The organism is Brooklawnia sp., from assembly GCF_049651565.1.
GTDB lineage: Bacteria > Actinomycetota > Actinomycetes > Propionibacteriales > Propionibacteriaceae > Brooklawnia.
Genome location: NZ_JBASCI010000227.1, coordinates 1 through 11970, shown reverse-complemented (window position 1 = coordinate 11970; position 11970 = coordinate 1). Strand labels below are relative to the sequence as shown.

Sequence of the window (11970 nt, the reverse complement as noted above, 5' to 3'; positions counted from 1 at the left end):
CAAACGGCCCCAACTCAGCCCCGCCGACACGTGGGCACACGACCCCACGCGCCGAACCCAGGCATTTGGCCTAGTCAACCCTTGAAATCAGGTGTTTCGTCTGCCCACCAACTGCGGAACCCGGGGTCTACGCAATTGCGCGGCGCGAGGTCTGAGCATGACCTAGGTGTGAGTGCGTTGGTTTTCCCCGGACGCTGACAGTCGAACGAGAGTCCCGACCAGTGCCGAAGTCACGCCATGCGCGAGCATGAGGGGTCGAACTGGTAGTGAACGAGGGGCTCGACAACCTCAGTCGCCGGGCCCTGCTCGTCCACCGATCGAAGGATCATGGGAATCAGGCGTAGGACTTCGCGATCTCGATCTGCTCCCCTGCCCAGTCGAACTCCTGCTCGAGCTGTGCATACACGCCGTCCATCGCGGCGTGCAGGTCAGTCCTGAAGGACTCGTCCGGGATGATGATCTCCATACCGTGGCCTTCGAGTTCCTGCTTCACGGTCTTCTCCTCCTCCACGGAGGTGTTCCAGGCGTGGCGGGACGACTTGTCGGCGGCTGCGGTGATGATCTGCTGGGTGTCAGCATCCAGGCTGTTGAACAGTTCAAGGTTGAACAGGTACATGTTGGGACTCATCAAGTGATAGGTCTCGATCATGTGACTCTGAACTTCGTACCACCCATTGGCGAGAACGGTCAGATACGGATTCTCCTGACCATCGATGACACCCTGCTCCAAGGCGGTGAAGATCTCGGTGATGGCCATCGGAGTGATCGTGGCACCCAGCGCTTCGCCGCACATGATGTAGACGGGAACATTGGGCATCCGCAGCCTGAACCCCTGGAAATCGTCCATCTTGGTGATAGCCCGATTGGATGAGATCACCCTGAAGCCGTTGAGCGACCACCCCATGTGCTTCAGACCAAGATCCGTGCAGGCTTCCACCATGAATTGTCCGGTATCACCATCGAGTGCGCGGCGAGCATGGTCATGATCGTTGAACAGGAAGGGAAACTCCGCTAGACCGAGTCGACGATCCGCGTTGGCGAGTAACATGCCCGGCACCGCCATCTCGATGCTGCCGTTGCGCACGCCGTTGCTCATCGCTTCCTCATCGCCCAGTTGACTATTGGGGAAGACCTGAACTTCTATCTCACCATTACTTGCTTGTTCAACCTCGGGCTTGAAAACTTCCACCAAGGCCTTGTGGTTGGGATGGTTCTCATTGAAGTAGTGGCCGACGCGAATCGTGCTCAGTCCACCGCCCCGGTTGCCACCGGTTGCGCCACCACTTGATTGTTGTCCTCCACAGCCGACCGCCGTAGCGGCGATGGCGGTACCCATCGCGCCGTAAAGGAAAGTCCTTCTTTTCATGATTTTTCTCCTGTCTAACTATCATTACTAAGTACTTCATCTAGAATCAACGCAAGAGTGCGCCAGGGACCATGATGATTTGGGGGAATACTGCAAGTAGCATCAGCAGACCGAAGTAAAGCGCGAAGTATGGCCAGATGGCCTTGCTCAGCTCGACTATGCTGATTTTCGCGATGCCACAGCCAACGTAGAGAACCGTGCCTACCGGTGGTGTGATAAGCCCCACCGACAGATTGATGACCATGATGACGCCGAAGTAGATGGGATCAATTCCTACGCTCGTAATGACCGGCAGCAGCACCGGCCCGAAGATCAGGATTGCCGGGGTCATGTCCATCACACAACCCACCAAGAACAGGAAGACCATGATCATCAACAACATCAGAGTCGGGTTGGTGGTCACTCCGAGCAACGTCTGCGCGAGCTGCGCCGGAATCTGGGCGACCGTGATGGCGTATGCGGAGACCATTGCAGCGGCCGCTAGGAAGAGCACCACACCGGTTGTCTTGGCGGTCTGGATCAGCACCGCCACCATTGCCCTCGGCGTGAGCTCGCGATAGAGCAGGCTGATCAAGAAGGCGTAGACAGCGGCGACCACGCCGGCTTCAGTCGGGGTGAAAACCCCTCCACGCAATCCGACAATGATGATGAGCGGCAAGAAGAGCGCCAGCGCCGCTCCCCTGAGCGTGCGCAGCCGTTCCACGCCGCTGGCCTTCGGCAGGGTCGCCATCCTCTCCCGGTTGGTCAGGATCCGCCACAGAACCATGATGGACAGCCCCATGATGATGCCGGGGACAATGCCCGACATGAACATGCCGGTCACCGAGACACCGCTGATCACACCGAACAGGATCATTGGGATGCTGGGCGGGATCACCGTGCCGATAATGCCGGTGGCTGCTACCAGCGCCGTGGCTTTGTTCTTCTGATAACCCTTGGCCGCCATCATTGGAATCAGAATGGCGCCCAGCGCTGCGGTGTCCGCGACGGCAGAGCCCGAGATACCGGCAAAGATGATGCCGGTTATGACGGTGACGTAGCCTAGTCCGCCACGGATGTGGCCGACCATCGAGCTGGCGAAATCTACGATGCGGCGGGAAACGCCACCAGCATTCATGATCTCACCAGTCAGGATGAAGAACGGAATAGCCATCAAGGCGAAATTGTTGGCTCCGTTGATCATGTTCTCGGCGAGGACTTGTGTGTTGAAGAGTCCGAGCGACGCCAGGACGGCGCTACCGGCGACCAGCATCGCCGCCGCCACCGGGACGTTGAAGGCGAGGAAAAGGAACAGTACACCCAGGAACAACCAGATCATTCGACGGCCTCCACCTCGGTCTTGTCGATCCGCCGCTCCAGACCGCCCATGACGCCTAGAGTTATGCTCTGCACGATGAGGATGCAGATGATGGTGATGCACGAAACCAGACCTGCCGCGTACATGGTGTTGCGTGGTATCCCCGTCACGGGGGCGGGGACGCCGGCGTTGAGCGCCATCAACCGCAGCAACCCATCGATCAGGAAAACCAGCACTGTGATGAACACAAGATTGCTGAAGACAAGAACTATGCGGCGGCCTACCCAGGAGAACCGGACCGTAACGATGTCGACCGCCAGGTGTCCACGTTCCTGCGTCGCCACGATGGCTCCGAGGAAGACCACCCAGACGAACAGATAGCGCGATGCCTCCTCTGACCATGTGAGTCCGGAATGGAACACGTATCTCAGCAAAGCATTCGTGAACACGAATGCCACCATGAGGACCAGCGCTACTACCACGAACCCTTTGAGCGTGAGATCCAGCACACGCAAGACCTTGTGCAAGATCGATAGCTGGGCCCCCGAAGCGTCGCCCCCGTTCGCGTCGTCCGGCGAAGCTGGTGCAGGTTCGCCACTTACATGTGAGGTCATCTCACATAAGCCCCTCTCTTTGCCTTGTGACCACCGGATCGAGAAACTGTTTGCCTACGATCGGCGCACTACCTCGTGCTGCTGCAAAGCTGCGCGCAACCTATCACCTCGCACGCCTCTTCGCCACAGGATATATCCGGGGAGGGGGCCTGTGCCGGCAGGTCCCCGCCGCTACAGGCCGCGCTGATGAGAGCCAACCTCAATGGCATCGGCAGCCGCATCGAGCCAGGCCGCAACCCCCGGGGTCGCCTCGCAACTGACGTCAGCCAGCTCTCGCAGCGCCGGTTGCTCCTCCGACGCCGCGTACACCCCGATTCCGACCAAGCCTCGCTCGCCCATCCCCCGCACGGCCCGGAAGGCCGGGATGTCCCCCAGGTCGTCGCCGGCGTAGACGACCACTTCGGCGCCGACCTCGGCCACCAGCTCGTTCAGCGCATCGCCCTTGTCGGCGGACGCCGCCCTGATCTCCAGGACGAATCGTCCCGGCTCGACCTGCAGCCCGTGCCGGGCGGCGAGTTCGGTCACCGGATCGGCCAGCACCGAATAGGCACCTTCCGGATCGGGTAACTGGCGGGTGTGCACCGCAATGGCCCGCTGCTTGTGTTCGATCCGGGCGTCCGGCTGCCCGGCCTGTGCCAGCACCAGCGGCAACTCGTCGGCTACGTCCTCGATCGCGGCCGGCACCGGCGGGATCTCGAACGTTCCGGTCGCAGCGTCCCACCGCTCCACCCCGTACTGACCGAGGACGACCAGCCGTTCCAGCCCGGGCACCTGTGCCAATCCCCCCAGACTTACCGCGGTGCGGGCCGGGCGGCCGGTGATGATCGCGACCTGACCCACCAGCGAACCCAGTCGTCCCAGCGCCGCCAACGCCTGGGGGTCGGGGAACGCCCGTTCCGGGTCGGCGACGATCGGCGCGAGTGTGCCGTCGAAGTCGATGGCGACCAGGACGACATCGGGGCGTCGGGCGATGACCTCGAACGCATCGCGGCCGGTGTCGGTCAGGTTCTCGAAAAGGGTCATGGTCCTACCCTTGCAGAGATCGGTCGGTCAGCCGCCCGGTCCGGGCTCAGCCGGTAGGGTCGAGGAATGGCGGACAGCAACAGCCCGATAGCCGACAGCGGCCGATCCCCATTCGTCCTGGTGGCCAACCGGCTGCCCGTCGACCGGAAGGTCGATGACCAGGGCAACCAGGTCTGGCGCACCTCCCCCGGCGGACTGGTCACGGCACTCGAACCGGTGATGCGCCAACACGACGGAACCTGGGTTGGATGGTCCGGCAGCCCGGACGAGGAGCTGGCGCCGTTCACCCACGAACACTTCCATCTGGCGCCGGTCAAGCTGAGCGCTGCTGACATCGAGCTGTACTACGAGGGGTTCTCGAACGCGACGCTGTGGCCGCTCTACCACGATGGTGTGGCCTTCCCCCAGTTCCACCGCGATTGGTGGCAGGCCTACGACCGGGTCAACCGACGATTCGCCGAACAAGCCGCCGCGGTCGCGGCCGAGGACGCGGTGGTCTGGGTGCAGGACTACCAACTCCAGCTGGTTCCGCAGTACCTGCGCGAACTGCGGCCCGACCTCACCATCGGATTCTTCCTGCACATCCCGTTCCCGCCCGACGAACTGTTCTCTCAACTGCCATGGCGCTCCGAGATCATCCGCGGCTTGCTGGGGGCCGACCTGATCGGCTTCCAGACCCCGGCCGGCCCGGCCAACTTCCTGCGGCTGGTGCGTCGCCACCTGCACCTGCGCACCCGCTCCGACACCGTCTTCCTGCCCGACGGCCGGCTGCCGAAGGTGCGCACCTACCCGATCTCGATCGACGCCCAGGGGTTCGCCGACCTGGCGACCAGCGACGAGGCTCGCGACTATGCGAAGAAGTTCTGCGAGGAACTGGGCAACCCGCGGCGAATCTTCCTCGGCGTCGACCGCCTTGACTACACCAAGGGCCTGATCCACCGGATCCGTGCCTTTGGCGAGTTGTTCGAGGCCGGTGACCTCGACCCCGACCATGATGTCTTCGTGCAGGTGGCCTCGCCGTCGCGGGAGAACGTCGCCGAGTATGTGAAGCTGCGCGACGAGATCGAACTGATGGTCGGCCGCATCAATGGCGACGTCAGCCGCATCGGCCGCCCGCCCATCCTCTACCTGCACAGCTCGTACCCCCGGCTCGCGATGGCCGCGATGTACTCGGTGGCCGACGTGATGGTGGTCACACCGCTGCGCGACGGCATGAACCTGGTCTGCAAGGAATACGTCGCCTGCCGAACCGATCAGACAGGTGCTCTGGTGCTTTCCGAATTCGCCGGTGCCGCCGAGGAATTGCGGCAGGCCTACCTGGTGAACCCCTATGACCTGAACGGCATGAAATCGACCCTGCTGCGGGCCGCTAATGCGTCCCGGCGCGAGAAGCAACGCCGGATGCGGGCGCTGCGCAAACAGATCTTCGAACACGACATAAATCGCTGGGCCGACACCTTCCTGACCGACCTGGCACAATTCCGGGAGGCCAGATGAGCGCCAGGATCACCCTGCACAAGGGCGACATCACCACCGACGCGGTGGACGCGATCGTCAACGCCGCGAACAACAGCCTGCTCGGAGGTGGTGGTGTCGACGGCGCGATCCACCGGGCGGCTGGTCCCGAACTGCTGGCCGAGTGCCAGCGGCTGGGCGGCTGCGACACCGGCGACGCGAAGATCACCAAGGGCTATCGACTGCCGGCCTCCCACGTGATCCACACCGTCGGCCCCATCTACCAGGACGGCAACCATGGTGAACCCGAGCTGCTGGCATCGGCCTACCGGCGCAGTATCGAGGTTGCGGCCGAGAACGGTTGTGCCCGGGTAGCCTTCCCGGCCATCTCAGCCGGTATCTACGGCTATCCACTGGACGACGCCGCCAGAATCGCGCTTGGCGCCGTGGCAGCCGCGCTGGCCGACCACCCGGAAGTCGTCGAGGCACGCTTCTGGCTGTTCAACGACCAGACATACAAGGCCTTCGAGAAAGCACTGTCTGAACTGCAATCAAACGGGAGCTGAGCGATCCGCCACCAGCGACAGGACTGGTCGCTACGCTTGCATCCAATGGGAACCACGAAGGAGTGAACGGATGCCCGACAGCCTCGAAAAGGTTGAGTACGTAGTGCGCACGATCGCCGAAACCGCGTGCTCCAACGAGGACTACTTCTGCCAACTCGACTCGGTGGTCGGCGACGGCGACTTCGGCTACTCACTTGCCAGGGGCTGCGAGCGTCTGCTGGAGCAATGGGACGAACTCGATCGCACCAGCGCCGCGAGCTTCCTGCAGAAGGTCGCGATGATCATCACCAGCCGGGTCGGCGGCACCTCCGGCCCCATTTGGGGTACCGGATTCATGCGCGCGTCGATGGTGGCCCGAAAGGCCGAGACCCTGGACGGCGCCGCTGCGGTCGCGATGCTGCGGGCTGCAGCCGAGGGCATCATGGCGCGCGGTGGGGCCTCACTGGGCGAGAAGACCCTGCTTGATGCCCTGGCGCCGATGACCGACACGCTGGAGGCCAAGCTCAACGAAGGAGCCCCCGTGGGTGAGGCGCTCGACGCCGCTGCCGCGACCGCGCGCGAGGCTGCCGAGGCGACCAAGTCGATGCAGGCGATGCGCGGCCGTGCCGCCTACACCGGTGAACGCAGCATCGGGTCGGTGGACGCCGGGGCCACCGCGATCGGAGTACTGGCGACAGCGGTGGCAGGAAACTGGCCCGGCCGCTGAGAAGATGGTCCCCAGTCGGAATATCGAGCTGGTGAGCACGAGAGGAATCAGATGAAGAAGTTCATGAACGATCCCAAGCAATTCGTGCCGGAGATGTTGACCGGCATCGCGCTGGCGAATCCGGACACGCTCAAGTACGTGCCCGAGTACAACCTGATCATGCGCGCCGACGCGCCTAACAACGACAAGGTGACGATCATCCAGGGCTCCGGTTCGGGCCACGAGCCCGCCCACGTGATGGTGGTCGGCAAGGGCATGCTGGACGGCGCCTGTCCCGGCGACGTCTTCGCCGCCCCGCCGATGGACTACGTTTACGAGTCGGGCAAGCTGCTGGCCTCCGACAAGGGCATTCTGCTGCTGGTCAACAACTACACCGGCGACAAGATGGCCTTCGAGATGGCTCGGGAGATGCTGGAGGCCGAGGGTTACAACGTCGCGACCCTGTTCATCAACGATGACGTTGCCGTGAAGGACTCCACGTTCACCGTCGGACGCCGCGGCGTTGCCGGCAACTTCTTCGTCATGAAGGCCTGCGGGGCGAAGTCCGAGCAGGGCGCCAGCCTCGACGAGGTAGTGGCGATCGGTGAGAAGGTGAACTCGGTGACCCGATCGATGGGTATCGCGCTCACCCCGTGCACCCCGCCCGCCAAGGGCGAGCCGCTGTTCCACCTCGAGGAGGACGAGATGGAGGTCGGCGTCGGCATCCATGGTGAGCCCGGACGCCGTCGCGACAAGCTGGTCAGTGCTGACGAGATCGTGGACGAACTGATCGAGGCGATCGTGCCCGACCTGCCCTACGAATCGGGCGACGAAGTCGCACTGATGATCAACGGCCTGGGCGGCACCCCGATCTCCGAGCTATACCTGCTGTACGGGATCGCCCACCGCAAACTGTCCGAACGCGGCATCAAGGTGTGGCGCAGCTACGTCGGCGAGTACTGCACCTCGCTGGAGATGGCGGGTGCCTCGATGACCCTGGTGAAGGTCGACGACGAGATCAAGGAACTGCTGCTGGCACCTGCCGAGATCGCCATCCGCACCTTCTGATCATTACCATTGCGACGAGGGGCTCACTCCCGTGGGCCCCTCGAAGCCTTTGGGGCCTGCCGACCGGGCGCCGACCTTCCCATGGGCTGAGGCTGAGTCGGTGCGCTACACGCCCGCATCCACCCGCGCGTACGGCATCTCGCCTAGGCTCCCGGGTGTGCCTGGTCATCCCGGTCCTGACACCGATCCCGCGCGGGGTTCGCCGCCATGGCAGGGCGCGCCACCACCCCACCGGTGGCCACCGCCACCCCACCAGTGGCCACCACCACCCCAGCATTGGGCGCCGCCGGCCAGCCCGCCCGGCGGTCCCCCGGCGTCCACCCCGGCACAGGTGCAGCGCCACCGGGCGGCCACCGTGGTCGGGATGGTCGGCCTGCTGACCATGCTCGTGTGGTCGGTCGCGATGACCGCGGGCGCCCGGCCACCCACTGCGATGCCCGACGTGGCGGCAGCCGAGTACCTTGGGCCGTCCGGACACCGGGAGTTCCTGGCCGACCCGGCTGGTGGCAGGCTGGTGATCGAGACCTCGCACCTGCCGGGCGCGGTGGCGTTCCTGGACGCACCGGCCAGTTTCCAGACTGTGCTGTCGGAGCTCGGCTTCGACGCCGCGCTGGAACGCTACTGGGTGGTCGAGACCAACCAGGCCCCCGACGGCATCGTGCAGACGTTGCTCTCGGTGGGCGACGAGGGCCTCACCGTGCACGCGGTGGACGCGCCGGGCGACAGCCTCGTCGTCCAGCCCGGCCTGGTGGAGCTGCCAGCAGCGGCCGAACCGGGCTCGACCTGGACGTCCACCGGCATCACCGGGCTCTCCTCCGACGCGCCGGTCGAGGTCATCCGAACCGGTAGCGCGGCAGCCTCAACGCAGCCCGGCTGCCTGGACATCCTGCTCACCGACACGTTCCCGGGCCAGGAGTCGACAACCCGGCTGACCCGCTGCCCCGGCCGCGGCGTCGTCGCCCAGGACGATCACTTCACGACCGGGCCCCACGCCCCGCAGGTGGCAGGCCTGTCCCTCGACGTCCCGGCCATCGGCCAGGTCTCGGGTGGAGACCCGACCCCGATGGTGGTCACCACCGGTGGTGTTCCCATGTCGATTGGCGTCACCATCGCGCCGGTGGCGCTGGGTGACGGCGTCCTGTTCGCCAACCGGCCGAACGGCAACCTCAACTTCGCCTCGCCTGCCGATGACGGCAACTGGACGGTACAGTGGCGCCGGCGTCCCGGAGCAGACGTGATGGCCCTGCTGGGAGCCGGCGAACTGGCGGTGGCCGCGACCACCGATCGAGCCCTGGTCGGCTACGACGCCGAGGGCCGCTGGCAGTGGCAATCCGAAACCGCCGACCTGATCGCAGACCTGACCAGGTTCGACGACCGGCACTTCGCCGTCATCGGGCTCGATGGCAGCCTCAGCATCCGATCACTGCTCGACGGCTCCGAGGTCTGGACAGCCGACGTCGCTGCCGGAGCGAACCTCGCTCCGCGGGTGGTCTCGACCCCGGGCGGTCCGGGTCTGGCGGTGGCCGCCGGACGCAACCTCAGCCTGGTCTCCCCCCGCGGAACCGTGACCACCCATGAGCTGCTCGGCAGCGTCGCCGGCCTCACCGTCGTCGGCCAGCAGGTCGTACTGGCGGACAACGACACCAACCTGATCGGTTTCGACCTGTCCGGCAAGCGGCTGTGGCAGGCCGGCACCCCGGACATCTGCCGATCGCTGGCAACGATCGACGAAGTGGTCGTCTGCGCGGGCAGCACCCGGGTGTATGGCTTCTCCGTGCCGCAACAGCGGCTGGTCTGGGAACAACCGGTCTCGGTTCTCGGCATGGCCCGCACCGCCGATGGCCTGCTGGTCACCGGCCGCCAGACGACCTGGCTGCTTGACGCCGAGGGTGGCGTCGGGGCGCAGTGGCCGATCGACCGCAACTCACCCGACCACTGGGTGGTGGGGCTTCGGCACGGCGTGCTTGTCATCGGCACCAGCGGTGACACGAATTGGTGGGCGGCGCCATGAGGTTCGCACGGGTGCTGCAGGATGCGTTGCGAGACGTGGTGGTCGCCCCAATCCAGGACGGCATGCCGCAGCCCCGCCGCTGGCCCGGCGGGGTGGCCCCCATCCTGGCGCTGGCCGGCGTGGCCTACCTGATCTCGATGGTGCTGGTGCTGGCGGCGCCCTGGATCATGCGACACGACGCGCTGATCGTCATCGAGGGCCGCGAGGTGATCAGCGCCGGCAGCATGACGGTGATCACCTGGTTGGTCACCCTCACCCTGGGCATCGGCCTGACCGCGGTGTTGCACATCCAGCCGGTGCTGCGGATCATCGCCGTGCTGCTGCTGTTGGCGCCGTTGACGCCTATCGCGGCAGTCCCCGAGCGTGGCTGGATGGCAGCCCTTGGTGGCCTGGTCATCATCGTCTTCTTCCTGGTCCGGGCACGCGGACGGTTCGCGCTCTGGGAATTCCCGGTGCTGTGGGGGCTGGTCTGCGTGGCGTTGCTGGGGCCGCTGCAGCAGGAGGCGAACTTCGGCTACGACCAACGCACCCTCAGCATGCAACTGGTGCTGCTGATGATGACGACCCTGGCCTTGCCGGCACTGCTGATGGGCGGCTACGCGGCCAGCCAGATCGGGGTCTCGCTGGCCCAGCGGCTCGGCTTCGGATCGGCGCAGGCGCTGCCACAGCGACTTGTCGTGGCGGTGATCGGTGCGCTTGTGGTGCTCAATCTGGCTGATGCCGTGGTGCAGACCATCCGCAGGACGCCAGGCTGGTCCGGCATGGTGTGGCTCGGCTCAGGCGTCGCGCTGGTGCTGGTGGTCGCCGTGCTGCTCGCGCTCCGCCGCGCGCTGCCGGAGGTGCCCAGCCAGGATGATCCGGCCGAACCGGACGAACTCATCAACGCCTGGCACGAGGACGCCTACCTGCTGGCGATGTTGATGCTGGCGCCGATGCTGCTCGCCGGTGTGTCGTCGGTGAGCGGCGCGATGGTCGCATTCCTCACCGGCAGCACCCCGGACTGGCTGGCCACGGTTTCCACGAACAACGCATCGGTCGCCATCGGCCGGTTGCTGCAGGCGGGCTTCGCCGGGGTGCTGGCCTGGCGACGGGCCCGCTCGGGCGACCGGGTCGCCCCGATGGTACTGGGCGCATACGCCACGATCATGACGCTGTCGGCGGCAGCGGTGGGCACCGGCTGGCGGTGGCTGACCTGGGAGCCCGAGCCGGTCGGCGTTCTGCTGCTGGTCGGCCTGCTGGTGGCGCTGGTCACTCGTGGGAACCGTCCCGCCGGGTTGCAGCACGGACTGGTGCTGGTCCTGCTGGTGTCGTTGTACCGGTTCCGGGAGGTGCTGTCCGAGCCGGGCACCGTCTTCGCCACCGCGTCAGCCACCGGTGTGCTGCTGATCAGCCTGCTGTGGCGGGTCCTCACCGACGGCGAACTGGCCCGCGGCGACTCCAGGCAGTTCCCCCACGCGTCCCGGATCCTGGTCTACGCGACCATGTCGCTGCTGGCGGTGGTGTCGCTGGCCATCAGCGCCCAGGTCAGGGTGGAGGGATCGGCGCTCGACCAGACCGCGATGATGGCCTACGGAGACCGGACCCTGGGCGGGGCGTTGTTCTTCGCCGCCGGGCTGGCCGCCCTGGCGGCGCTGCGCCGCACGACCGGGCACCCGGCCGAGGAACCCCCTGTTCAGACCTCGGCCTCGACGACCTCGTCCAACTGGCCATTATCCAGCTGACCGGGACGCGCCCCCAGCAGGTCGTCCGGCAACGCCTCACGGATGGCCTGCGGTACCTCGCTGCGGGCCTCCTCGGCCAGCCGCTCCCGGACGGCCACCGGCTCGGTGACCAGCGCGGTCGGCCAGACCATCAGGGCTCGCTTGATGACCACGGTGTCCTGCAC

11 protein-coding genes are annotated in these 11970 nt (G+C 65.6%); 6 read left to right on the top strand and 5 right to left on the bottom strand.

Annotated features, from left to right (window positions below; all coding sequences use genetic code 11):
- Window positions 1-334 precede the first annotated feature (334 nt).
- The 4 genes from WBL05_RS10790 to otsB form a co-directional block, all read right to left on the bottom strand.
- Window positions 335-1366 carry a TRAP transporter substrate-binding protein gene (locus WBL05_RS10790; protein WP_424225859.1) on the bottom strand — a complete coding sequence of 344 codons (1032 nt, stop codon included), beginning with the start codon at window positions 1364-1366 and terminating at the stop codon, window positions 335-337.
- A gap of 46 nt (window positions 1367-1412) precedes the next feature.
- Window positions 1413-2684 (bottom strand): TRAP transporter large permease, encoded by a 1272-nt coding sequence (locus WBL05_RS10785; RefSeq protein WP_424225857.1) that lies wholly within the window; start codon window positions 2682-2684, stop codon window positions 1413-1415.
- Window positions 2681-3172, bottom strand: coding sequence for a TRAP transporter small permease (locus WBL05_RS10780; protein WP_424225856.1), 492 nt, complete (start codon window positions 3170-3172; stop codon window positions 2681-2683). The genes WBL05_RS10785 and WBL05_RS10780 overlap by 4 nt, the downstream gene beginning before the upstream one ends.
- 276 nt (window positions 3173-3448) lie before the next feature.
- Window positions 3449-4300 (bottom strand): trehalose-phosphatase, encoded by an 852-nt coding sequence (gene otsB, locus WBL05_RS10775; protein ID WP_424225854.1) that lies wholly within the window; start codon window positions 4298-4300, stop codon window positions 3449-3451.
- A gap of 66 nt (window positions 4301-4366) precedes the next feature.
- On the opposite strand from otsB, the gene WBL05_RS10770 reads away from it, so the two are divergent.
- From WBL05_RS10770 to WBL05_RS10745, 6 genes are all read left to right on the top strand, one after another.
- Window positions 4367-5797, top strand: a complete 1431-nt coding sequence (locus tag WBL05_RS10770; RefSeq protein ID WP_424225853.1) for an alpha,alpha-trehalose-phosphate synthase (UDP-forming) — start codon at window positions 4367-4369, stop codon at window positions 5795-5797.
- A complete protein-coding gene (locus WBL05_RS10765) occupies window positions 5794-6321 on the top strand; it encodes an O-acetyl-ADP-ribose deacetylase (protein ID WP_424225851.1) in 528 nt (175 codons plus the stop codon). Before WBL05_RS10770 ends, WBL05_RS10765 begins: the two co-directional genes overlap by 4 nt.
- A gap of 70 nt (window positions 6322-6391) precedes the next feature.
- Window positions 6392-7027 carry a dihydroxyacetone kinase subunit DhaL gene (gene dhaL / locus WBL05_RS10760; protein WP_424225849.1) on the top strand — a complete coding sequence of 212 codons (636 nt, stop codon included), beginning with the start codon at window positions 6392-6394 and terminating at the stop codon, window positions 7025-7027.
- A 51-nt stretch (window positions 7028-7078) separates the two neighbouring features.
- On the top strand, window positions 7079-8074 hold the full coding sequence (gene dhaK / locus WBL05_RS10755; protein ID WP_424225847.1) for a dihydroxyacetone kinase subunit DhaK: 996 nt from the start codon (window positions 7079-7081) through the stop codon (window positions 8072-8074).
- Window positions 8075-8405: 331 nt separating this feature from the next.
- On the top strand, window positions 8406-10085 hold the full coding sequence (locus WBL05_RS10750; protein WP_424225845.1) for a PQQ-binding-like beta-propeller repeat protein: 1680 nt from the start codon (window positions 8406-8408) through the stop codon (window positions 10083-10085).
- Window positions 10082-11806 (top strand): hypothetical protein, encoded by a 1725-nt coding sequence (locus WBL05_RS10745; protein ID WP_424225844.1) that lies wholly within the window; start codon window positions 10082-10084, stop codon window positions 11804-11806. Before WBL05_RS10750 ends, WBL05_RS10745 begins: the two co-directional genes overlap by 4 nt.
- Here the strand turns inward: WBL05_RS10745 and WBL05_RS10740 are convergent.
- Window positions 11758-11970, bottom strand: a 213-nt coding sequence (locus tag WBL05_RS10740) for a hypothetical protein (RefSeq protein WP_424225842.1), incomplete at its 5' end; no start/stop codon positions are given. The two genes, WBL05_RS10745 and WBL05_RS10740, sit on opposite strands and share 49 nt — an antisense overlap.